This is a genomic window from Amylibacter sp. SFDW26, assembly GCF_009184395.1.
Taxonomy (GTDB): Bacteria; Pseudomonadota; Alphaproteobacteria; order Rhodobacterales; family Rhodobacteraceae; genus Amylibacter.
Map to the genome: position 1 here is coordinate 96,943 of NZ_WEIC01000001.1, position 21,551 is coordinate 118,493.

General features: G+C 46.1%; 26 protein-coding genes and 1 riboswitch. Of the genes, 8 read left to right on the forward strand and 18 right to left on the reverse strand.

What is annotated here, in order from left to right; genetic code table 11:
• Window positions 1-3: 3 nt before the first annotated feature.
• The 8 genes from purF to F9L33_RS00550 all read right to left on the reverse strand — a co-directional run bounded on the left by purF (window position 4) and on the right by F9L33_RS00550 (window position 7,540).
• The gene (gene purF / locus F9L33_RS00515) at window positions 4-1,476 is read right to left on the reverse strand and encodes an amidophosphoribosyltransferase (protein ID WP_152140787.1); all 1,473 of its coding nucleotides are present in this window, start codon (window positions 1,474-1,476) and stop codon (window positions 4-6) included.
• A gap of 88 nt (window positions 1,477-1,564) precedes the next feature.
• Complete coding sequence (locus tag F9L33_RS00520) at window positions 1,565-2,146, reverse strand: CvpA family protein (protein ID WP_193221922.1); 582 nt, start codon at window positions 2,144-2,146, stop codon at window positions 1,565-1,567.
• Window positions 2,147-2,158: 12 nt separating this feature from the next.
• The gene (radA, locus tag F9L33_RS00525; RefSeq protein ID WP_152140789.1) at window positions 2,159-3,532 is read right to left on the reverse strand and encodes a DNA repair protein RadA; all 1,374 of its coding nucleotides are present in this window, start codon (window positions 3,530-3,532) and stop codon (window positions 2,159-2,161) included.
• 41 nt (window positions 3,533-3,573) lie between these two features.
• Window positions 3,574-4,005 (reverse strand): paraquat-inducible protein A, encoded by a 432-nt coding sequence (locus tag F9L33_RS00530; protein ID WP_152140790.1) that lies wholly within the window; start codon window positions 4,003-4,005, stop codon window positions 3,574-3,576.
• Between the two features lie 360 nt (window positions 4,006-4,365).
• Window positions 4,366-5,112 (reverse strand): ABC transporter ATP-binding protein, encoded by a 747-nt coding sequence (locus F9L33_RS00535; RefSeq protein ID WP_152140791.1) that lies wholly within the window; start codon window positions 5,110-5,112, stop codon window positions 4,366-4,368.
• A complete protein-coding gene (locus F9L33_RS00540) occupies window positions 5,109-5,897 on the reverse strand; it encodes an MlaE family ABC transporter permease (protein WP_370452060.1) in 789 nt (262 codons plus the stop codon). The genes F9L33_RS00535 and F9L33_RS00540 overlap by 4 nt, the downstream gene beginning before the upstream one ends.
• Before the next feature lie 20 nt (window positions 5,898-5,917).
• Window positions 5,918-6,958, reverse strand: a complete 1,041-nt coding sequence (gene alr, locus F9L33_RS00545; RefSeq protein WP_152140792.1) for an alanine racemase — start codon at window positions 6,956-6,958, stop codon at window positions 5,918-5,920.
• 111 nt (window positions 6,959-7,069) lie between these two features.
• A complete protein-coding gene (locus tag F9L33_RS00550) occupies window positions 7,070-7,540 on the reverse strand; it encodes an OsmC family protein (RefSeq protein ID WP_152140793.1) in 471 nt (156 codons plus the stop codon).
• A gap of 66 nt (window positions 7,541-7,606) precedes the next feature.
• Between F9L33_RS00550 and F9L33_RS00555 the strand changes: the two genes are divergently transcribed.
• Window positions 7,607-8,239 carry a GntR family transcriptional regulator gene (locus F9L33_RS00555; RefSeq protein WP_193221923.1) on the forward strand — a complete coding sequence of 211 codons (633 nt, stop codon included), beginning with the start codon at window positions 7,607-7,609 and terminating at the stop codon, window positions 8,237-8,239.
• 139 nt (window positions 8,240-8,378) lie between these two features.
• Here the strand turns inward: F9L33_RS00555 and F9L33_RS00560 are convergent, their stop codons facing one another.
• Window positions 8,379-8,510, reverse strand: a complete 132-nt coding sequence (locus F9L33_RS00560; protein ID WP_152141859.1) for an agmatine deiminase family protein — start codon at window positions 8,508-8,510, stop codon at window positions 8,379-8,381.
• 75 nt (window positions 8,511-8,585) lie between these two features.
• Window positions 8,586-10,088, reverse strand: a complete 1,503-nt coding sequence (locus F9L33_RS00565; protein WP_152140795.1) for a replicative DNA helicase — start codon at window positions 10,086-10,088, stop codon at window positions 8,586-8,588.
• Between the two features lie 476 nt (window positions 10,089-10,564).
• Here F9L33_RS00565 and F9L33_RS00570 point away from each other — a divergent pair, with 476 nt between their 5' ends.
• Together F9L33_RS00570 and F9L33_RS00575 are read left to right on the forward strand one after the other, a co-directional pair.
• Window positions 10,565-10,930, forward strand: coding sequence for a helix-turn-helix transcriptional regulator (locus F9L33_RS00570; protein WP_152140796.1), 366 nt, complete (start codon window positions 10,565-10,567; stop codon window positions 10,928-10,930).
• Window positions 10,927-11,415 carry an SRPBCC domain-containing protein gene (locus tag F9L33_RS00575; protein ID WP_152140797.1) on the forward strand — a complete coding sequence of 163 codons (489 nt, stop codon included), beginning with the start codon at window positions 10,927-10,929 and terminating at the stop codon, window positions 11,413-11,415. The genes F9L33_RS00570 and F9L33_RS00575 overlap by 4 nt, the downstream gene beginning before the upstream one ends.
• An 80-nt stretch (window positions 11,416-11,495) precedes the next feature.
• Here F9L33_RS00575 and pyrC read toward each other — a convergent pair whose 3' ends face one another.
• Entirely contained in the window at window positions 11,496-12,536 is a 1,041-nt protein-coding gene (gene pyrC / locus F9L33_RS00580; protein ID WP_152140798.1) for a dihydroorotase, read from the reverse strand.
• A 78-nt stretch (window positions 12,537-12,614) separates the two neighbouring features.
• Window positions 12,615-12,745: riboswitch (FMN riboswitch) on the forward strand.
• A gap of 48 nt (window positions 12,746-12,793) precedes the next feature.
• Here pyrC and F9L33_RS00585 point away from each other — a divergent pair.
• The 3 genes from F9L33_RS00585 (at window position 12,794) to F9L33_RS00595 (ending at window position 14,528) form a co-directional block, all read left to right on the forward strand.
• Window positions 12,794-13,243 (forward strand): 6,7-dimethyl-8-ribityllumazine synthase, encoded by a 450-nt coding sequence (locus tag F9L33_RS00585; RefSeq protein WP_152141860.1) that lies wholly within the window; start codon window positions 12,794-12,796, stop codon window positions 13,241-13,243.
• Between the two features lie 150 nt (window positions 13,244-13,393).
• Complete coding sequence (locus F9L33_RS00590; RefSeq protein ID WP_152140799.1) at window positions 13,394-13,939, forward strand: cytochrome b; 546 nt, start codon at window positions 13,394-13,396, stop codon at window positions 13,937-13,939.
• A gap of 22 nt (window positions 13,940-13,961) precedes the next feature.
• Window positions 13,962-14,528 (forward strand): YceI family protein, encoded by a 567-nt coding sequence (locus F9L33_RS00595; RefSeq protein WP_152140800.1) that lies wholly within the window; start codon window positions 13,962-13,964, stop codon window positions 14,526-14,528.
• 46 nt (window positions 14,529-14,574) lie between these two features.
• Here the strand turns inward: F9L33_RS00595 and F9L33_RS15670 are convergent, their stop codons facing one another.
• From F9L33_RS15670 to ccmA, 6 genes are all read right to left on the reverse strand, one after another.
• The gene (locus tag F9L33_RS15670) at window positions 14,575-14,739 is read right to left on the reverse strand and encodes a hypothetical protein (protein ID WP_193221924.1); all 165 of its coding nucleotides are present in this window, start codon (window positions 14,737-14,739) and stop codon (window positions 14,575-14,577) included.
• Between the two features lie 128 nt (window positions 14,740-14,867).
• On the reverse strand, window positions 14,868-15,398 hold the full coding sequence (locus F9L33_RS00600; protein WP_152140801.1) for a DsbE family thiol:disulfide interchange protein: 531 nt from the start codon (window positions 15,396-15,398) through the stop codon (window positions 14,868-14,870).
• Complete coding sequence (ccmD, locus tag F9L33_RS00605) at window positions 15,388-15,537, reverse strand: heme exporter protein CcmD (protein ID WP_152140802.1); 150 nt, start codon at window positions 15,535-15,537, stop codon at window positions 15,388-15,390. The genes F9L33_RS00600 and ccmD overlap by 11 nt, the downstream gene beginning before the upstream one ends.
• The gene (locus F9L33_RS00610; RefSeq protein WP_152140803.1) at window positions 15,537-16,259 is read right to left on the reverse strand and encodes a heme ABC transporter permease; all 723 of its coding nucleotides are present in this window, start codon (window positions 16,257-16,259) and stop codon (window positions 15,537-15,539) included. The genes ccmD and F9L33_RS00610 overlap by 1 nt, the downstream gene beginning before the upstream one ends.
• A 56-nt stretch (window positions 16,260-16,315) precedes the next feature.
• Window positions 16,316-16,972: a heme exporter protein CcmB gene (ccmB, locus tag F9L33_RS00615; protein WP_152140804.1), complete on the reverse strand. Its 657-nt coding sequence runs from the start codon at window positions 16,970-16,972 to the stop codon at window positions 16,316-16,318.
• Window positions 16,973-17,593 carry a heme ABC exporter ATP-binding protein CcmA gene (gene ccmA, locus F9L33_RS00620; protein ID WP_152140805.1) on the reverse strand — a complete coding sequence of 207 codons (621 nt, stop codon included), beginning with the start codon at window positions 17,591-17,593 and terminating at the stop codon, window positions 16,973-16,975.
• A gap of 361 nt (window positions 17,594-17,954) precedes the next feature.
• Between ccmA and gcvA the strand changes: the two genes are divergently transcribed.
• A complete protein-coding gene (gene gcvA / locus F9L33_RS00625) occupies window positions 17,955-18,878 on the forward strand; it encodes a transcriptional regulator GcvA (RefSeq protein ID WP_152140806.1) in 924 nt (307 codons plus the stop codon).
• 405 nt (window positions 18,879-19,283) lie between these two features.
• On the forward strand, window positions 19,284-20,672 hold the full coding sequence (locus F9L33_RS00630; protein ID WP_152140807.1) for a radical SAM protein: 1,389 nt from the start codon (window positions 19,284-19,286) through the stop codon (window positions 20,670-20,672).
• Here F9L33_RS00630 and F9L33_RS00635 read toward each other — a convergent pair.
• A complete protein-coding gene (locus F9L33_RS00635; RefSeq protein WP_152140808.1) occupies window positions 20,669-21,505 on the reverse strand; it encodes a DUF547 domain-containing protein in 837 nt (278 codons plus the stop codon). The genes F9L33_RS00630 and F9L33_RS00635 overlap by 4 nt on opposite strands.
• Window positions 21,506-21,551: the final 46 nt, after the last annotated feature.

Sequence of the window (21,551 nt, forward strand, 5' to 3'; positions counted from 1 at the left end):
GATTTAGGCAGGTTCTTTAAGTTTGAAGCCGCGTTTGATCTGGTCCATCGGACGCACCGGATATTCGCCAGAAAAACATGCATCGCAATACGCTGGGTTGTCACTGTCACGACCAGTTTCCACACCACATGCACGGTATAAACCATCCAATGATACGAAATTCAAACTATCGACTGCCAAATGAGTTTGCATTTCTTCAATACTCATTGTTGCCGCCAATAGCTTTTCACGATCAGGCGTATCCACACCGTAAAAACAAGGCCATGCTGTCGGGGGGGATGCAATACGGAAGTGCACTTCTTTAGCACCAGCATCCAAAATCATTTCTTTGATCTTACGGCTTGTTGTTCCGCGTACAACACTGTCATCCACAAGGATTACACGTTTTCCTTTGATCAACGCACGGTTCACGTTCAATTTCAAACGCACACCCATGTTGCGGATCTGTTCAGATGGCTCAATAAATGTCCGGCCCATATAAGAGTTACGGATAATACCCATTGCATAAGGAATGCCGCTCTCTTGGGAATATCCAATAGCTGCAGGTGTACCACTGTCAGGGACAGGACAAACCAAATCCGCTTCAACAGGGCTTTCTTTCGCAAGTTCAACACCGATACGACGGCGTGTTTCATAGACAGATTGACCGCCCAAAATGCTGTCAGGACGTGAGAAATAAACGTGTTCAAAAATACAAGGGCGTGCTTTAGCTGGTTCAAACGGGAATGAGCTTTCCACACCTTGATCCGTAACAACCACCATTTCACCTGGTTCAACTTCGCGAATGAATTCAGCGCCTATGATATCCAATGCACATGTTTCAGAACTTAGAACCCAACCATCACCGATTTGACCCAAAACCAATGGACGAACGCCCAACGGATCGCGTACGCCGATCATTTTGGTGCGTGTCATTGCTACAATTGAAAACGCGCCTTCAACTCGGCGCGTTGCATCTTTGATGCGTTCTGGAATGTTTGGTTGCATGGAACGTGCCATCAGATGGATGATACATTCGCTGTCAGACGAAGACTGGAAAATCGAACCACGGCTTATCAACTCTTTGCGCAACTCATCAGCATTTGTCAGATTGCCGTTGTGTGCAATAGCAGCACCACCCATTGCAAATTCACCAAAGAACGGTTGCACATCGCGAATAGCTGTTTGTCCTTTGTTACCTGCTGTTGAATAGCGGACGTGACCAATAGATACACTACCTGGCAGCGTTTTCATCAACTCTTGTTTTGTGAAGTGATCGCGGACATACCCAAAACGACGTGCATTGTTGAAACCAGCTTTTTGGTCATAAGCAACAATACCACCTGCTTCTTGTCCACGGTGTTGGAGTGCATGAAGACCAAGGGCTACAAAATTGGCGGCATCAGCAACGCCATGAACGCCAAAAATTCCGCACTCCTCTTTCAGTTTATCGTCATCAAAAGGATGGGCTAGGAACGGCTTTGTTTGGCTTAGCATGGTCTCTCCGACTCGGCAGCTTGCGAATTGGGGTCTCTATACTGTGGAACGGGTAGCATTGTCACCACCTTGTTATATCACAATTCGCTTAGTTTGCTGGTGTAGTGGTTGTGCCATCACCAGTATTTGTATTGTTTCGGTTCGTTAACTCTTCATAGCGATCCACAATCCATTGTGGGGCTTGTGTTGGAATAAGTTCTTGTGTGCGTTCCTGACTGCCTGCAAGCAACTCTTTTGTTTTGGATTTTTCAACCAGATCATGTTTAGCTCCAATGTAATCATAAACGATTAATCCAACTAGAACTAAGACCAACCCGCGTAGAACACCAAATGCAAATCCCAAGCCTTGGTCTAATCCACCAATGGCGGATCTTTGAACCAATCCAGAGAAAATGGGCGTGAATACGGATGCAAGTATCAATGCTATAGCAAAGACAATTGCAAAGGATGCGATAATTGACAACTCAGATGATGGGCCAATGATATCACTTAGATAAGGAATCTCGCGTACCAGTGGTTCGGCCTGTGGGGCAAAAATAAAAGCGGCAACTGCAGCAGCGATCCAACCTGCGATGGAAAGGACTTCGCGAACCAATCCACGGGAATAGGCCAAGATAGCCGACACAAGTATGACAATTGCAACGCCACCATCAACGATTGTGTATTCCATTATTCTTCCCCTTTAAGCGTCTATTGCGCCAAAGCAAGCGGCAATAAAGTCGCCCACATCATTGTTAGTTGCGACCTTCATGCCAGATTCGTTTGTTAATTTCATCCTCGAAGGTGCAAAAGCAGATGAAAAACCTAGTTTTTTTGCCTCTTTAAGCCGATTTTCGGCCTGAGAGATGGGTCTAAGCGCCCCAGATAAGCTAATTTCGCCGAATATAACCGCATCTTTGGCAATAGCATGATCTTGTCTTGCCGAGATTAAGGCGGCTGCGACAGCCAAATCCGCAGCAGGTTCTGATATACGCATACCGCCTGCAACATTCAGATAAACATCCATGTTGCCAAAACCGATCCCGCACCGCGATTCCAAAACAGCTAAAATCATCGATAAACGACTGCTGTCCCAACCCACAACATTACGGCGCGGTGAAGCGAGTGTGGATTGTGCAACCAAAGCTTGGATTTCAACCAAAACGGGGCGCGTACCTTCCATCCCTGCAAAGACAACAGAACCTGGTGCTGGGTTTTCACGGTCAGACAAGAATAGGGCAGAGGGGTTCGTCACTTCTTGCAACCCAGCCCCTGTCATTTCAAACACACCAATTTCATCGGCAGGGCCAAAGCGATTTTTCACAGCGCGTAAAATACGGAACTGATGACCACGCTCGCCCTCAAAATACAAAACCGTATCAACCATATGTTCCACAACACGCGGCCCAGCAATCTGACCCTCTTTGGTGACATGCCCCACAAGGATCACAGAAACACCGCGGCGTTTCGCAAATGTGGTTAATTCATGTGCAGTCGCCCGAACCTGAGAAACTGAACCGGGCGCACTGTCCACATGATCGGCCCACATGGTTTGTACGGAATCGATGATTGCCACATCAGGGCGTTCTTCTTCCAATGTTGTCAGCACATCGCGCAGATTGGTTTCTGCTGCTAATTTCACAGGCGCATCAGACAATCCCAGACGTTGCGCACGCATACGGATTTGGCTTGGGGCTTCTTCGCCCGAAACATAAATCGCTTTCTTGCCAGCGCGCGCAAAACTTGCAGCGGCTTGCAGTAACATCGTTGATTTCCCGATGCCGGGATCACCGCCAACTAATATGGCGCTTGCTGGCACCATGCCGCCGCCCAAAACACGGTCGAACTCAGCGATGCCGCTGGCAATGCGTGGCAATGGTTTGTCAATCTCGGATAAATCGCCCAAAGCAACTTTGCGCCCTTTGGCACCGCCCAGTGTTTTGCCAGAAGGGCCAGCCGCCAAAGGTGCTTCTTCGGCAATGGAATTCCATTCACCGCATGCATCACATCGGCCTGCCCATTTTTTATGGGTCGCACCGCATTTCATGCAGGAAAATATTGTGGACGTCTTAGCCATTGCCAAAGGGTTTAACGGGCAAGGGGGTAATCAGCAAGGTTTCATTTATTGTGCTTAGACATCAATGTGATCGCATAGGATAAAAGCACGCAAAAGGTAAACAAATACAATCCCCAAGCCGTTTCCAAACGCCCCACGCCCACGCCTTTGGCCACCACGATATAAATGGCGATCAAGAATATATCTGCCATCGCCAGCTTTCCAAGGATCGCAAGGGCAGGTTTGACCTTTTCGGATAATAGGTTGAATTGGATCAAAGCCGTTCCAATAACCTTGGCCATAGGAGCGATCAACGCAAAGAATGTGATGATAAGAGCAAGGAATACATCCTTACCCCAAAGATCAGCAATCCCCGTGATGATCGAGATTTCATCGAGTGAGAAAAACGGCAGCAGGCCAGCCCGCATGAGGGGCGCAAACCATGCGATGGGGAAGAGGATGAGGAGGGCGAGGTTTAGGAATTTTATATACAAACGTACCTCATAGTAATGCTATAAAAACGCCTATGCCTAAAGAGCAAAGGTAAAAAGTTAATGCTGAATATGCGCGAATATATTTCTGGCGATTATGTTCTCCCAACATAAATGCAAAAAATAAGAAAAAACCTATGATGAATATACTAATCAGAGTAGCATTCGCAAAGAATATTGCAGGTATGATGAAAAGAGCATTTAAATACCAGAGTATAAAAATGTTAATCAAATAGAAGCTAATAATAAAAATTAGACAGTATAAGGTTACTAATCGCAGTTTTCGTTTTGAATTATCATTGTAGAAAAATGCTGAGATTTTCCAGATCGAGAACTCAATAATAAACTCGCCAATAAGTTCAATCACCGAATAGCCTCAATCGGCCCATCAGGGCGGGCATTGATGAACTGATCCAGATACGGATCGCCGCTGTTGTCCATATCACCAACTTTACCCGTCCATTGCACCACACCTTCGTGCAGCATGGCGACCTCATCAGCGATGGCGCGGACAGAGCTCATATCATGGGTGATCGTCATGGCCGTCGCTCCCATTTCCACCACAATCTCGCGGATCAGCTCGTTGATCACACCAGACATGATTGGGTCCAAGCCCGTGGTGGGTTCATCAAAGAATATAATCTCTGGCTCTGCTGCAATCGCACGGGCCAGCCCCACGCGTTTTTGCATACCACCAGACAATTCGCCCGGATATTGATCGGCCACTTCAGGGCGCAATCCAACACGGCGCAGTTTTTCCACGGCAATCTCATGTGCTTCAGAATTCGAAAGCTTATGTTTGCCCTGCAACAATCGAAACGATACGTTTTGCCAGATCGGCAGGCTGTCAAACAAAGCACCGCCTTGGAACAACATCCCAAACATATCCAAAAACGCATCACGGTTACGAGTATTAGGATCGATACCGTTTACCTCAATCGAGCCACTGTCAGGTGTGATCAAGCCAAGGATATTTTTCAGCAAAACGGATTTACCCGTGCCAGAGCCGCCAATAATGACCATCGAATGCCCCGCCGCAATATGCATGTTCACGCCGTTTAGAACGGTTTTAGGCCCAAAGGATTTATGTAGGTCTTTGATCGTAATCATGATGAGAAGAACATTTCTGTTAGAAGGTAATTAGAGGCAAGTATTAAGACAGAGGCAACCACCACGGATGATTTTGTTGCTTCACCCACACCTTGTGCGCCACGGTTTGAATTCATGCCGTAATAACAACCCATCAGGGCTGCGATAAATCCGAAAACGGCGCCTTTGGTTAGGCTTGAAACAATGTCGATGAACGTTAGAAAGTCAGCAGTGTTTTGGATATAGTTCGATGGGTTGAACCCCAAACGGCTGGTGCTGACGAAAAAGCCACCCATAATACCGATAATGTCACCAATACCTACCAATAAAGGTACGACGAGGAATGCTGCCAATACACGCGGTGTCGTCAGATATTTCATAGGGTTTGTGGACAGAGTGGTCAGCGCATCAATTTGCTCGGTCACTTTCATCGTAGCAATTTCAGCAGCAATTGATGATGTCACGCGTGCCGCGATCATTAAACCCACCAAAACAGGACCAAGCTCGCGCACCATTCCGATGGCAACAATTTGTGGTACCACAGCTTCGGCATTAAAGCGCGAACCGCCTGAATAGATTTGCAAAGCCAATGCCGCCCCCGTGAACAATGCTGTCAATCCTACAACTGGCAGAGAAAAATAGCCGATGTTCAACAATTGACGCACAAATGCCCCGAAATAGAACGGTGGGCGAAAAATATGACTGACTGCTGTTAAAGCAAACAATATCAAAGCACCAATGCTTTGAAACACTGCCAAAGTTGCGCGCCCTATGCGAGAGAGTATTCTTTGGGTGGCCTGTATCACGTGGTCTTATCCTGCTTATCTTATCCGCCTATATAGTCGCGTTTATAGCGCGCGCCAAGGCTGGTTAGTATTTCATATCCGATGGTTCCTGCAGCATCCGCCAACAGGTCCACTGTTTGGTGCGAATTCAGGATTTCCATATGGGTTGGCACTTGACCTATATCGGTTACATCCACAGTCAATAAATCCATAGAAACGCGTCCAACGATGGGGCAGGGTTTGTTGCCGGCCCAAATAAAAACCTGACTGTTACCCATCGCGCGGATCAAGCCATCTGCATAACCAGCTGCAATTGTAGCGATTTTTGATGGGCGCTGAGCAACCCATGAAGCGGCATAGCCAACGCTTTCGCCTACTTCAACATCACGTGTCTGAATGACGGGGATTGAAACTGTGACTACAGGGTTGGCCGCCTCAAACGGTTCACCACCATAAAGCCCAACACCGGGGCGACACATATCAAAGTGATAATCTTTACCCAGTAACGTGCCACCAGTGGCAGCCAATGACCTGCGCACTTTCATGCCATCCGTCAAGTTACGGAAACACTGCAATTGTTGCTGGTTTTGTGCGTGATCAGGCGTATCTGCACAGGCAAGATGGCTCATGACTAATTTAGCGTTTTTTGCTTTTTCGCGCACTTGGGCAAAATCAGCGGGTTCCATGCCCAAACGGTTCATACCGCTGTCGATTTGCACACCGAACGGGTATTCAGACATGCCCATGCGATATTTCACCAGTTGCGATGGTGAGTTCAGCAAGGGGATTAGGTTGTATTGTTTAATCGGCTCAGCATCGGTCAACATCATGCCTGAGAAGATATAAATATCCGCGTCATTGCCAACGGCTTTACGTACAGCAATGCCTTCTTCGGCTAATGCAACGAAAAAACTGCGTGCACCTGCTTTTGACAATGCAGCCGCTACACGTCCAGCATCCAAGCCGTACCCATCGGCCTTTACAACAGCAGCCGTTTCCACGCTTGAAGCGGATTTTGCATCTAAAGCTTGCCAGTTTTTCACGATGGCATTCAGATCAATGGTCAATGTTGCTGCTGTCATAGCCCTATACCTCTTTTGCGCCTATGGGCCACAAAATGGGGGGGCGCGTCAAGTCACAAGGCCTATAGTTTCGGCTGTTCTTGGTTCGTGTACTGTGGATTGGCCTCTATATTAAGCTTCGGTTATGACAGGTTCATATGTGACAGGAAAATTCACGGAACGGGCAATGAAGCAATATTGATGAATATCACCGTGAATGGCATGGGCTTTTTGCAAATCATTGCCAGTTTCCACTGTAATCACAGGCTTCAGTACTGCTTTTAAAAACCGTCCGGAACCGTCGGGCATAACCTCTCCTGTGCCAACCGGAGTATCTTGGTAAGATAGAACAGTGATCTTCGCTGAGCTTGCTAAATGTAAATACCATAGCATGTGACAAGAAGATAACGCGCTGAGCATCAAGTCTTCTGGGTTCATCTTCGCAGAATCTCCACCTAGTAATGGATCATTTGAGCAATTGATAATTTTTTTGCCAGGCACGGCTACATCCCATGTGCGCTCATATCCATGATATGTTTTTGTACCTGTACCTGTATTTCCAGTCCAACGCACGAGAGACGTATATGAGTGTGCATTATTCATTGTCTTTCCCTCTTTTTGTGTATACATGTATACATCATGTATTCTTTCAGTATTCAAGGGGAAAAAATGCTTTCGAATAGTGTGCTTGAAGGTCTGCGTCAGGAAATACTAAGTGGGTTTATTCCGCCTGGGGCAGTTTTGTTGCAGTCACAGATTGCAAAACGGTTTGATGTCAGCCGTATTCCTGTCAGAGATGCACTTGCCATATTAGCGGTTGAAAAATTGGTGGTGACAACGCCAAATAATGGTGCGCGCGTTGTTCAGCTATCAATCGAAGAGTTAACAGAAATCTATGATTTGCGTATTACTCTTGAAACTCTATGTATAGCTGAGGCTGTAGGCCAAGCATCATCTACGCAAATGGAAGACATAACATATCATTTACAACTCTCAAATATTGAGGCCAATAGATCTGGTTGGGCAAAAAGCGATTGGAATTTTCATAAAGCTTTATATGCGCCAGCGAATAAACCACATCATGTTCGGATCATCCATGAACTACGTCAACTCTGCCATATCCATATTAAACAATATGGGGATCTATGTGAAAATACCGATCATTGGCTGGACCAACATGGACAAATAGTAAAGGCGTTTGAGGGTCGTGATCGAGAAACATGTTGTGCCCTGATTGAAACCCATATTCGCGACGCAAGGGATTTGCTGATACGTGCAGCTACAGATAATGATCTTGCATAAGAACTGTGTATCCAGCTTTTATTCAAAATCTGCCAATTCTTTACGGTGGAATTAAGATCAGTAGGTATTATATTTGTGATCATACTTCAGTAGCATTCTTGCACCAACAAACTAAATCAGAGCGCACAAAATACAAAGTTTATAGTTTCGGCTGTTGTTGGGTCGCACAATGAATACCACCGCCCAATTCACCTAAAGCATCCACATTTAGTGTGATAACTTCGCGATTAGGATAAACGTTCTGTAAGGCTTTTTTAGCAATATCGGCAATCCTCTGTTACTGAAAAACCAGTTCGCGCCATACAAGCGTTTCTAAAAAATGCCTGCGTTTCATTTTGCCCCCAGCTTAGTACTCGTCGTCAGGGATGTTGCCATAGCGTGATGGTGCCAAATCGGCAAAGCGCGTATAACGACCTTCGAACGCCAATTGAACTGACCCAATCGGACCGTGACGTTGCTTGCCAATGATCACTTCGGCCTTACCGTGCAATTCTTCCATCTCGGCCTGCCATGTCATCATTTTATCCGCTTCATGATCCGCAGGTTTTTCACGTTCTTTATAATATTCACCACGGTACACAAACATAACAATATCCGCATCCTGCTCAATCGAACCGGATTCACGCAAGTCTGACAATTGCGGGCGTTTATCATCACGGTTTTCAACTTGGCGCGAAAGCTGGGACAGTGCAATCACTGGGATATCCAATTCCTTCGCAATCGCTTTCAAACCTTGTGTGATCTCAGAAACCTCATTCACACGACTGTCCTTGGCCGATGCTGGGCGGACCAACTGCAAATAGTCGATGATCAACACATCCAAACCATGGGTTCGTTTTAAACGACGCGCACGTGCAGCCAGCTGACTGATGGGTAGGGCAGCCGTGTCATCAATATAAAGAGGGCAGCTTTCCAACGTTTTGGCAGCCTCCACCAAACGGCGGAATTCATCTTCTTGCATGTCGCCTGACCGGATACGGTGCGATTCAATCTCAGCGGCTTCGGATAAAATACGTGAGGCCAATTGTTCCGCAGACATCTCCAATGAATAGAAGCCAACTACGCCACCTTGAACGGCGCCATCAGAGCCATCAGGCAATTTGCCCTTCTTATACGCTTTGGCAATATTATAGGCGATGTTGGTCGCAAGCGATGTCTTACCCATCGATGGACGACCCGCTAGGATCAAAAGGTCGGATCGGTGTAAACCACCCAACTTTTTATCCATGTCAATTAGGCCCGTTGAGGTTCCTGCCATACCGCCATCACGTTGGTACGCAGCATTTGCCACATTCACCGCTTCTGTCACAGCACTTAGAAAACTTTGAAACCCTGTATCAACGGACCCTTGCTCAGACAGTGCGTACAGCCGTTGTTCTGCCTCAACAATCTGCTCGGTAGGTTCATTGCTCACTTCCATACGGCGTGCTTTGTCGCTGATCTCTTCGCCAATCGCCATCAAGTCGCGGCGGATTGCCAGATCATATATCATCTGCGCATAATCACGCGCAGCAAATACGGATACAGAGGCCCCCGCCAAACGCGCCAAATACGCAGGGCCGCCCAATTCAGCCAATCCCTCATCATCTTCCATAAACGCCTTAAGCGTTACAGGCGATGCCAATGCATTTTTCTGAATGCGCTGGGATGCGATTTCAAAAATACGCCCGTGCACGGGGTCATAGAAATGCGTATCATTGATAATAGCTGCCACACGGTCGTAAACATCATTGTTGACCAGCAAAGCGCCCAACAAAGCCTGTTCTGCTTCGATATTATGCGGAAGAGCTTGAGCTTCTTCTGCCTGTTCGTTTTCCGCGCCGCCCTGAAATGCCGTTATCGTGTTCATTGTCACCCTGTTCCCTGTATCGGACGGTTATACGTTAAAGAATAGGATTCTCGCAATCTGGAAATCCTGTTAATATCCTGTGGACGCTTTTGGGATAACATTTCGACACGTGCTTTTTTTAAATGCCGGAATCCCAATTTTACAAGCATTTTCAACGCCCCAGCGTCTAGAAGTACCCACAATATGCAGTGGATAAGTTTGCCATGGCTACAATCTATGCTAAATAGGGGGCGTAAGGCAACGATTCGAGTTCCTGTATTGGGGCGTAGATAAGTGATCATTCAGGCGATGGCTTATCAAGTATTTGAATTTGCGCTTTATCACTGCCTCACGGTTTTTGGTCCCTCCAAGGTCTAGACCGTATTAAGTGAGACTTACCCGATTGCTTTTGCAATCGGGTTTTTTCTTTAAGCCATAAAATGAAGTAATAATTGCATGCGCTTGACAATTTCCGACCATTATATAACCATATGGTTATGAATGAAGCACACCATATAAGCACAGAACCCAACCTTGACGCGGTTTTTGCAGCACTTGCAGACCCAACAAGACGTGCCATCCTATCACGCCTTGTGGATGGGCAAGCCTCAGTAAATGAAATCGCAGAACCGTTTGAAATGAGCCAACCCGCGATTTCCAAACACCTCAAAGTACTGGAACGCGCCGGATTAGTAGAACGCGATGTCGAAGAGCAGCGCCGCCCTGCCAGATTAAAGGCTGATAATATGGCTGCAGCTGTCGATTGGCTCGAAGAATTCAAACAGTTTTGGGAGGTAAGTTTTAACCAACTTGATGACGTTTTGACACAAATGAAATTATCACAAAAGAAAGATACAGAATGACCGATATACCTGAATACATCTTAGATCGTGTTTTCGATGCGCCGCGCGAAATGGTATGGAAAGCATGGACAGATCCAGAGCTATTACAACGTTGGTACGGCCCAGGCATTGAAACAATTATCCACGGTTACGATCTGAAACCGGGTGGTGCATGGCTGAATGAAATGAAATGGGGCGACAAGTCGGATCGCAGTAAAATGCTGTTCCAAGAGGTTGTGCCAGAAGAAAAACTTGTTTGGTACCATTCATCTACAGATGCGGAATGGAATGTCGCCAGCAACCCAATGATGCCCGATTGGCCACGCGTTTTGCTGACAACAGTCACATTCGAAGATGCTGGTGATAAAACAAACGTACGTCTGACACAGGTGCCAATTGATGCAACCGAGGCTGAAATCACCTGCTTTGCTTCTATGATGTCAGGCATGGATAACGGCTGGGGTGGTGGTTATAAAATCATCGATGAAATTCTGGCTGAGATGTGAAATCAAAAAAGGTGCGTGGAAACCCGCGCACCTTGCATGTTTCTTTATGGCTTAAATATCCCCGCGCGGAGCGCAAAAGATTAAACAACCCGCCAATGTAAATCATACCCAGGGTTAAACACCGTCACAGGGCCTTCGCCTGTTTCAATATGCGCTGGGTAATCCACAGGGATCGCTGATTTCACCAATTCAATCTTGGCTTCATTCGGTGCCAAACCGTAATAAGCAGGGCCATGTAAAGAGGCAAAACCTTCTAACTTATCCAACGCACCTTCTTCTTCAAACACATGCGCCAAACAGGCCATTGTGTTTGTGGCGGAAAACACACCCGCACAGCCACAAGAGCTTTCCTTATTTGGATCAATGTGCGGTGCGCTATCCGTACCCAAGAAAAAGCTTTTATCACCGCTTGTTGCTGCTTTACGCAATGCCAAACGATGCTCTTCGCGTTTTGCCACAGGCAAGCAATAGTAATGCGGTTTAATTCCGCCCACCAACATGTGGTTGCGATTGATGATCAGATGATGCGTCGTAATCGTTGCCGCCAAGTTATCACCTGCAGAGGCCACATAATCCACGCCATTTTTCGTAGTGATGTGCTCTGATATGACTTTCAACTCTGGTAAACGGCGGCGTAACGGATCAAGAACTGTATCAATGAACACGGCTTCGCGGTCAAAGATATCAACCTCTGGCGTCGTTACTTCACCATGCACATTCATAGGGCATCCAATCGCAGCCATTTTCTCCAAAACAGGCATGACCTTATCAATATTGGTCACACCAGAGGATGAATTTGTTGTCGCCCCCGCAGGGTATAGTTTAACAGACGTAATCAATCCATCTGCATGCGCAGCCGCCACATCAGCAGGATCAGTGTCGTCTGTCAGATACAATGTCATCAACGGTTTAAAGTCAGATCCATCTGGCAACGCTGCCAGAATCCGTTCACGGTACGCTGCGGCGTCAACAGCCGTCACCACTGGCGGCACTAAATTCGGCATGATAATAGCCCGGGCAAAATCGCGGGCAGTTTCAGGCAAAACGGCTTTCAGCATTGCGCCATCGCGCAGGTGCAGGTGCCAATCGTCGGGGCGGGTAATGGTCATACGTTGGGTCATACTCCCAATTAGCGTCTTTATTTTGCAAGTTCCAGTCGTGTTTCATCTTTCACATCGGAAAAGAATCTCGTAGACTAAACATATTCTCAGGGCGGGGTGTAATTCCCCACCGGCGGTTATAGCCCGCGAGCGCCTTACTTGTTAAGGGTCAGCAGACACCCGTGAAATTCGGGGGCCGACAGTTACAGTCTGGATGGTAGAGAATGGATGTATGGGCGGCTTTCGCAATCCGTACTCCTGACGCTCTGGGTCTTGTTATGGAAGAAAGGACTAGAGCTATGACAACACCCAAAATCGCCTTTATCAAGGCACAATGGCACGCAAATATTGTGGACCAATCATTGGCGGGTTTCAAAAGTGAAATCGGCGACGCACAAGTAGACCCATTCGATGTACCAGGTGCATTCGAGATGCCTCTTTTGGCAAAGAAACTGGCTGAAAGCGGCAAATATGATGCTGTGGTTGCAGCAGCATTCGTTGTGAACGGTGGCATATACCACCACGAGTTTGTATCTACAGCAGTTGTTGACGGTTTGATGCAAGCGCAGATGGATACAGGTGTACCTGTATTTTCCGTTTCACTGACACCGCATAATTTCCAAGAGACACCTGATCTGATCAAGTTCTTCACTGATCATTTCGTGAAAAAAGGTGCAGAAGCAGCAAAAGCTGTAAAAGCGACTTTGGCAGTCCACGCAGCACTGTAATACCCAAAGGCTGGGCGGTAAAAATGCCGCCCATCTGACGATTTTGCTTGTCTCGAAATGTTACAACTCATGTGCGTTTTTATGACCTCATTGTGAGTTTCATTCTGATTTCAGATATCTTACGCTGCCCTAAAGTAAGGACACGTAGATATGAATTATCGCAATACAAAAAATGGATATGGCCTTGTGGCTCGTGTGCTCCATTGGGGCATGGCATTGGCTATCTTTGGTATGTTTGCGCTGGGCTATTGGATGATGACGCTGACCTATGTCAGCCCGTATTATAAATCCGCACCTGATCTGCACCGCAGTATTGGCTTGGTTCTATTGGCACTATTGCTTTTCCGATTTGTCTGGAAATTGTTCAATAAAGCACCTGATACGTCTGACTTAACCCCGCTAGAACATAAAGGCTCATCTCTTTTACATTGGGGTTTTTATGCTTTGCTTTTGACTGTCATGATTGTTGGCTATTTTATTTCGACACTTGATGGCCGATCAATTTCTGTTTTTGGACTTTTTGATGTGCCCTCAGTCTACACTCAGAAAGGTATGGAAAAACTAGCAGGCAAATTGCACTGGATACTGGCTTATCTGACAATCGCATTGGCCGCACTTCATGCAGGCGCCGCCCTTTGGCACCACTTTATTAAAAAAGACAATGTGCTGAAACGCATGTTGAAAGATCAAACGTAACTAACAACAAGGAACTCCCCTCATGTTTAAGAAAACACTTATGACAGCCGCTTTGGCTTTGACACTTGGCACATCAGCATATGCGGCAAGTTACCAAATCGACGTAGAAGGTGCACACGCATCCATCAATTTCGAAGCCAGCCACTTGGGCTATTCTGTTCTAACGGGTCGCTTTGATAAATTCGAAGGCACTTTTGAATATGACGCAGAAAAACCAGAAGAGGGTTCAGTCTCTGTCGAAATCGATATGGACTCTGTAAACTCAAACCATGGTGAGCGCGACAACCATTTGCGTGGCGATAAATTGTTTGATGTTGCTTCTAATCCTACAGCGACGTTTGTAAGCACTGGCATTACAATGATTGATGATAAGACAGCAACTTTGACGGGTGATTTGACCATTCGTGGAGAGACGAAATCTGTCGACCTACACACAGTCTTTCTTGGCGAAGGCAAAGATCCATGGGGCGGCTACCGCGCGGGTTTCACTGGGCATACAACAATTCAGTTGGCTGACTTTGGTATGGATGGATTAATTGGCGATGCACCGATTAAGCTGACTATCCAAGTTGAAGGTATTCGTCAGTAAAGCAATACTATTCATACCTGTCTCATTTTTTTGAGACAGGTATGACTTAATCTTGTTTGTTGTCTACGGATTCTTCCGACATTGAAGGAATATAATTATCTTGAATGTAGGAAAGGGCTGACGTTAAAAAACTAGGGCTTTTTGATGTTGGCATCGAGCCTTGAATGCTGGTTTCTTCAAGCACAACATCTTCTTTTGTATCTTGGTCCATATTACTCTGTACTATTCGTTAACTATGAGGGGGATTTATAGTGGAATATTATATTTACAAGCTAAGATGCGTAAAAAAATGCAATGTAAGTAATACTGCCTATGAGATTATTATTAAAGCTGGCAAATCTATTGTGCGTTTAAAAGAGGCCTGATTGTTTCATCCAAAACCCGTTGAGTTACTGGCCCAGCATGGCGTAACAACACTTTGCCATTTTCATCAATGACAAATGTTTCAGGCACACCGTACAATCCCCAATCCAATCCTGTGCGGCCCTCATCTTTGGCGACTTTAGTATATGGGTTGCCAAGTTCTTTTAAAAAAGCTTCTGCACTGATAGTTTGATCTTTATAATTGATGCCGTGGATGATGATACCTTCATCAGCCAAGCCTTGCAGGGTTGGGTGTTCCACACGACATGGCCCGCACCAGCTTGCCCAAAAGTTCACCAGCTTTATGTTTTTTTCTTGCAGATCACCTGCATTCAATTCTGGATAGCTGCCTAGATTTGTTGTGGTTAAGGCAGGTACATCACGACCAATCATTGTGCTGGGCAGATTGTCAGCATCTTCGCGTTTCAAGCCGAATGCAAATAAAGCGGCGATTGCTAGAAATATCAGGGGGGGTGCTGCGACCCAAGGGGATATCTTACTTGCCATTGCGGGTTTCCTCGGTTGCTAGAATACGTTTGGCGCGGCGGCTTTGTAACCATGTCAGGCCCACAAGACCGATCAAGAAAACAAACGAAACAATATAGGCCAAAATAACGGTATCAGCGTATTTTCCAAGATCAGGCATTATACATTCCTTGCGGCTAAAGCGGCTGCGCGGCGCAGGCGGATTTCTGTGCGGGTGCGGATCAAAACCAAAAGCACAAACAACAATACAAACCCAGCGATACAAAACAGTAGCGGGTAATAAAACGTGTCATCAACGTGTTGCTCTTTGTCCAAAGACAATGACGCGCCTTGATGCAATCCTTGGTTCCAAAAGTTCACGGCATAGCGTGATAGCAACGCAAATACTGATCCGATCATACATAAAATAGATGTCAGGTCTGCGGCGGTATCGCTGTCCTCGATAGCACTCCATAATGCCATGTAACCAAGGTAAAAGACAAAGAGGATCATAAAGCTGGTCAGGCGTGGATCCCATGCCCAATAAGTGCCCCACATCGGCTTGCCCCAAATGGCACCTGTGCCCAAAGCGATTAATGTCATCGTTATGCCAATAGGTGCGGCGGCTTTTGCTGCCAATGCAGACACATGATGACGACGTATCAACCATACCAAAGAGGCAACCAACATCATCATCCATGCGTTTATTGCCATCAATGCGCTGGGCACGTGTAGGAATATGATCTTAACGGTAGAACCTTGTTTGTAATCATCAGGCGTGCCGAAAAAACCCCACACAATACCTGTGACCAAACACAAGATTGTAAGGACAGAAAGGGTTGGTATCAAACGGCTTGAGAGCCCCATGAATTTAACCGGATTTGCGTATTCCCAAAGTGACATAATCTTTATTTATCCTATTTTTGCGACAGGGCAACGGGTGCTTTGTCACAGTGGTGTTAACTCAGGTTGGCCTTTAACGCTAAGGCGCTGGCAAAAGGCATTATGACCACGCTTAAAAGTGTTAACCCTGCAAGGAACATAAGGCTTGGCATTGGGTTCGATCCCTCAACTGCTTTGATGACCGTCACAGCCCCAAAGATTAGGGTTGGAATATAAAGGGGCAATACGAGCAGGGATAACAGCAATCCACCGCGTTTTATGCCAACTGTGATGGCTGCGCCAAAAGCGCCGATAAAAGACAATGCAGGTGTGCCAATGAACAAGCTTACAAACAGCCATGCATAAGCAATGCTTGGTAAGTTTAACAGATATCCCAATGGAATAGCTGCGATTGTTAGGGGTAAGCCTGTTGTTACCCAATGTGCCATGGATTTGGCGACTGTGACACCAGACAGTGGAATGGGTGAGGTTGCGAGTACATTCAATGTACCATCTTCGGCATCCAATTGGAAAATGCGATCAAGGGACAAAAGGCAAGCCAATAGGGCGCCTATCCACAAAATACCTGGGGCTATACGTGCAAGCAGTGTCAGGTCTGATCCCACACCAAAGGGGACGAACATCACGACAATCAAAAAGAATGCCAAGGCAAGGCCAAAACCACCGCCTGTGCGGATCGCTAGCTTTAGGTCACGTAAGAATAAGGCCAACATTTAGAATGATCCTTCTAAAAAGACATCATTGTTTCGGGCTTGTTCTGGTTTGAATTGCGAGAGTTCCAGTGTTTGCGCGTTCTTAATATCCAAATCAATATGCGTGGATAAAACAGCAATGCCACCTGATTGACAGTGATCATCGATCATTTTTGTGATTAACGCAGTATGATCGGCATCCAAAGAGGTCGTTGGTTCATCCATCAACCAAACTTTGCGATCAGACACCAAAAGACGTGCCAAACCAACGCGGCGTTTTTGACCTGCAGATAAATTTCCCGCTGGGCGATTTGCAAGCTCTGTTAAGCCAAAGCCTTGCATAACGGATGCAACAGTATTGGTGCCATATACACCTGCCCAGAATTGCAAATTCTCGGCAACAGTTAACTGAAACTTAATCGCATCCAAATGCCCTGAATAGGCAATATCATCTGGGTCTAAGGTGGACGTTCCGTGACCTTGGGGTGCCAAACCTGCAAGTGTGTTTAGCAATGTTGATTTGCCGATGCCATTTGGGCCACGCAAAATCAAACAATCACCTGTCGCCAATTCAAAACTGACATCAGATAGGATCGTTGTATTGCCGCGTACACAACATAGTTTATCAACACAAAAACTCATGTGTGTTGATTAGCGCAATCAGAGCCATTGAGAAAGGATATAAAAAAGGGCCGCGGGAAGATGCGACCCTTTCTCTTGTTCAAAGCTTGTAATGGATTACCGACGGAAGATGATCTGCGGATTATACGAGGTGAACAATTCCGAAATAAAGTCTACGCTATCATGGACGGCTTTGTGAAAAGCCTGCGAACGGATTGTGCGCGCATTTAGTAACGCTTCATCCATTGTCTTCGGATCAATATAACTTTTCATTGTTTCGTCCTTTCCTAGTATTTTCTAACTTAAACCCAAACTAGGCCTATAAAAATATTATAACAAACGAGACTTTCTTTTTCGTCAGATAAGATATACTTAACTGAATATGAATGATCGTTTACCCCCACTAACTGCATTGCGCGCTTTTGAAGCGGCTGCACGGCATATGAGTTTTGCAGAAGCGGCTGCTGAATTGCACGTGACGCCAGCAGCACTTAGTTTTCAGATCAAATCGCTAGAGGAACATCTGGGTGCGCCAGTGTTCAGGCGCCTGAACAGACGTGTGGAGTTAACAGATATTGGCGCAGGATTGGTGCCTGGTGTGCAAGAAGGATTTGAGGCACTACAAGCCGCGTGGTCGAATGCATTGCGGCGTTTGGATCAAGGGCATTTGACGGTAACGGCTGGGCCTGCATTTATGGCGGGGTTTCTTGCGCCACGTATGTCCAAGTTTGTGACAGCATACCCTGACTTGGAATTACGATTTACAGCCAGTTTAAAGATTTTGAATTTTCAACGCGACGGTATCGATTTGGCAATCCGTTTTGGCCCATCTTCGGATGAGGGTTATTTTTCGGAAAGGTTGTTTCACGAATGGGCGACGCCTATGATGTCACCAGAGCTGGCCTATAGCATTAATACTTTGGATGACTTGCGCAATCATACGCTGATCAGACAGACCAGCGGGGACATCCTATCCAGTATTGAAAGTTGGACAGAATGGTTCAAAGCGACTGATACAAAAGGCACTAGTACCAGAGGTCCGCAATTTTCGTCACCAGATTCTGCATTGAACTATGCGGCAAACGGTGGGGGGATCGTTTTAGGGCGCGTATCGCTTGCCGAAACCTATTTAAACAGCGGACGTTTGGTGGCACCTTTTAAAGAGGTTATGCACAAAGAACATTACTATCGTTTGGTCTGTCCTTTGGGTATGGAAAACGACCCAAATGTGGTGATTTTTCGTGAATGGATGCGCGAAGAAATCAAGTCTTTGGATGATTTTTCTAAGGGTCGCGTTTTTGTTTGATTGGGCTTAGTGACTTTCAAACGGGCAGAATAACACAATCCGAAGCATCTAAATCAAGGACAGGATCTTTGGGCCCACATTGTTCTCCACTGATAGGGTATTTCTCTGCTGGGCTGCAGTTTATTAAGAGTGCGCTGATTATAATGAGAAAGAGATGAGATACTTTGAGCATTATTATATCCTTTCAATGCCATGAATGTCTGGCAATGACGATGCTGATAAAATAGGGGGGGGTTATTTACACCACTGCCAGACAGTTACTGTATGCAAGGGATTGAGCTGTGATGCTTTGATCTGAGTCAAATTCGTAAAGTAATTTCGTAAAGTTTTCTGTGCAGGTCACGATATGTTGTCCATACGCGATGGGATGTTAATGGCTATTCATGCAATGGTATTGATAGTTGATTGGCAAAGCCAATTGCGGAACCCAAAGTGTATTTGTCCAAACAAGAAATTCATTCCTTTCATCCCTCTGGAACACAGGCGCAAAAGCCTGATGATTTGGCATATCCTTTGCGCAGCGCTTTAGAGCGTGAAAACCTATTTGCGCCAGAACAGATCGCTGGGCGAACATTTCCGATTGCTTGTGTGGCATTGGAAATCACACAGCGGTGTAACTTGGACTGTACGTTATGTTATTTGTCGGACATGGCAGAGGCGGTCCAAGATGTGCCGATGTTTGAATTAAAACGCCGTATCAAGATGATTTATGACCACTATGGCGATTACACCAATGTGCAAATTACAGGTGGCGATCCGACGTTGCGCTCTATTCCTGATTTGGTGGAAATTGTATCCGAAATTAAATCATATGGAATGCGGTCTGCACTGTTTACCAATGGTATCAAAGCTAGTCGTGAAATGCTGAAGGCCTTGGCGCAAGCTGGGCTGAATGATGTGGTGTTTCATGTGGATATGACACAAGAGCGCAAGGGCTATGCTTCGGAAAAGGATTTGGATGTGATCCGATTGGAGTATATTGAACGTGCCCAGAATTTGAATTTGAGGGTTCTGTTTAACACGACAATATTTGACCAAAATGTTGCGGACATTCCGCGATTGGTTAAGTTTTTCAAAGATCATGCCGACAGCGTCAACCTTGCCTCTTTCCAAATGCAGGCGGATACAGGGCGGGGTGTTTTGCGCGAACGCGATGTGGACTTGATCACACAACAATCGGTCATGCAGTTAATTGAAATGGGCGCAGATACGCCGTTGACTTATGACATGCCGATGATTGGGCATCCTGATTGTAATAAGTATACGGCGCTGTTGGTGGCTGGGAACAGTGTGACATCTTTATATGATGATGCCCCGTTTTTCACAAAGCTCTTTGCAGAGTTGGCACAGCAAGGTGTGGATTGGACTGTTGACCGAAAAGTATTGCCGCGCGCAATGAAGGCTTGCTTAACATCGCCCAAGCTTATGCGGCTGGGATTGCTCTATAGCTTGAAAAAAGCATGGGCTTTACGCGCTGGTTTATTACGGGGGTATAGGCCACAACGGATTAGCTTTTTCATTCATAACTTTATGGACGCCGAAAAACTAGAAAAAGGCCGATGCGAGGCTTGTGTTTTTATGGTAGCCACCGCTGATGGACCATTATCGATGTGTGTGCACAACGCGAAGCGAGATGCGATGATTACGAAGGCGGTGCCGCAGGCCAAAGGTCAAACAGCGTGGGATCCTTTGACGCCACATCGCAGAAACATAGGTTTGGAAAACATGCCTTATAAAAAGCTCAAAGGCCGCCAACGCGCAGCAGCAGCTGTGAAGCGTAAAAAGGTTGCTTAAGGGGTAGCCGTCGCATCATTCAAAGACCAATCATATTCGTATTTCGCAATGCGTTTCTTGCCTCTAAGAGCTGCTTTCAGATCATCATCTGCATATTTTCGGATGTGATTTAAAATCGCTTCATTCGAGCCGCCAAAATCATCCTTATACCAAGAATAGATTTTTGATGCGATGATACGGCCATTCGCAGATACTGTGACACCGCGTGGATCATTCACATAAGCAATAGCCGCATCATGTAATGATTGTTGGATATTTTGACCTGTATAAGCTTTCTGACCAAGGTTCGGACAACCAGCAGCAGCACAGTTTAGGATGTAATGAATACGGGGTTCATTGCTCCATAAAGGTCGTACAATACCATGTTCGATATCATGTAAGCTCAACTCTTTGCCATTCACTGTCAGACGTTTGTCTTCCCATGGACCTAGGTCAAAGGGGCGGTCTTTGATCTTACGAATGGATTCAACGGGGTAATTATCCAAGATTACATCCACTGTTTGAGCGTTGTACAGATTTGCCCAATAAGCCAGCTGTGCATCTTTGGATAATTTTGTGTGATCTGTAGATGAAAGAGATTTGATATAATCTTTTAATTGCTGCTTTTGGGCTGGGGAGATATCAGCGTATTTCACGCGCACAATGTCTGCATTATCTTTAACTGTATTCGCTTTTAGGAATTTCCCCCACGCGCGGTGATCCACTTTTGTGACCTTACCAGCGGATTGAAAGCTTGAATCAGCCAGATTGCTTTTGGGAATTGCGATGCGTTCAATAGAGGCACAAGCTGTAATAGTGAAGAGGCATAAAAAAGAGAGCAGAAGACGCGGCATTTAGAATTCCTTGAAAGATGCGTATTCTATTCTAGTGAGTTGATCA

Bases quoted from the DNA above. Each gene is read 5' to 3' on its own strand.
- purF (WP_152140787.1), bottom strand. From the start codon at position 1,476: ATGCTAAGCCAAACAAAGCCGTTCCTAGCCCATCCTTTTGATGACGAT.
- F9L33_RS00520 (WP_193221922.1), bottom strand. From the start codon at position 2,146: ATGGAATACACAATCGTTGATGGTGGCGTTGCAATTGTCATACTTGTG.
- radA (WP_152140789.1), bottom strand. From the start codon at position 3,532: ATGGCTAAGACGTCCACAATATTTTCCTGCATGAAATGCGGTGCGACC.
- F9L33_RS00535 (WP_152140791.1), bottom strand. From the start codon at position 5,112: ATGATTACGATCAAAGACCTACATAAATCCTTTGGGCCTAAAACCGTT.
- alr (WP_152140792.1), bottom strand. From the start codon at position 6,958: ATGACAGCAGCAACATTGACCATTGATCTGAATGCCATCGTGAAAAAC.
- F9L33_RS00550 (WP_152140793.1), bottom strand. From the start codon at position 7,540: ATGAATAATGCACACTCATATACGTCTCTCGTGCGTTGGACTGGAAAT.
- F9L33_RS00555 (WP_193221923.1), top strand. From the start codon at position 7,607: ATGCTTTCGAATAGTGTGCTTGAAGGTCTGCGTCAGGAAATACTAAGT.
- F9L33_RS00565 (WP_152140795.1), bottom strand. From the start codon at position 10,088: ATGAACACGATAACGGCATTTCAGGGCGGCGCGGAAAACGAACAGGCA.
- F9L33_RS00570 (WP_152140796.1), top strand. From the start codon at position 10,565: ATGAATGAAGCACACCATATAAGCACAGAACCCAACCTTGACGCGGTT.
- F9L33_RS00575 (WP_152140797.1), top strand. From the start codon at position 10,927: ATGACCGATATACCTGAATACATCTTAGATCGTGTTTTCGATGCGCCG.
- pyrC (WP_152140798.1), bottom strand. From the start codon at position 12,536: ATGACCCAACGTATGACCATTACCCGCCCCGACGATTGGCACCTGCAC.
- F9L33_RS00585 (WP_152141860.1), top strand. From the start codon at position 12,794: ATGGAAGAAAGGACTAGAGCTATGACAACACCCAAAATCGCCTTTATC.
- F9L33_RS00590 (WP_152140799.1), top strand. From the start codon at position 13,394: ATGAATTATCGCAATACAAAAAATGGATATGGCCTTGTGGCTCGTGTG.
- F9L33_RS00595 (WP_152140800.1), top strand. From the start codon at position 13,962: ATGTTTAAGAAAACACTTATGACAGCCGCTTTGGCTTTGACACTTGGC.
- F9L33_RS15670 (WP_193221924.1), bottom strand. From the start codon at position 14,739: ATGGACCAAGATACAAAAGAAGATGTTGTGCTTGAAGAAACCAGCATT.
- F9L33_RS00600 (WP_152140801.1), bottom strand. From the start codon at position 15,398: ATGGCAAGTAAGATATCCCCTTGGGTCGCAGCACCCCCCCTGATATTT.
- ccmD (WP_152140802.1), bottom strand. From the start codon at position 15,537: ATGCCTGATCTTGGAAAATACGCTGATACCGTTATTTTGGCCTATATT.
- F9L33_RS00610 (WP_152140803.1), bottom strand. From the start codon at position 16,259: ATGTCACTTTGGGAATACGCAAATCCGGTTAAATTCATGGGGCTCTCA.
- ccmB (WP_152140804.1), bottom strand. From the start codon at position 16,972: ATGTTGGCCTTATTCTTACGTGACCTAAAGCTAGCGATCCGCACAGGC.
- ccmA (WP_152140805.1), bottom strand. From the start codon at position 17,593: ATGAGTTTTTGTGTTGATAAACTATGTTGTGTACGCGGCAATACAACG.
- gcvA (WP_152140806.1), top strand. From the start codon at position 17,955: ATGAATGATCGTTTACCCCCACTAACTGCATTGCGCGCTTTTGAAGCG.
- F9L33_RS00635 (WP_152140808.1), bottom strand. From the start codon at position 21,505: ATGCCGCGTCTTCTGCTCTCTTTTTTATGCCTCTTCACTATTACAGCT.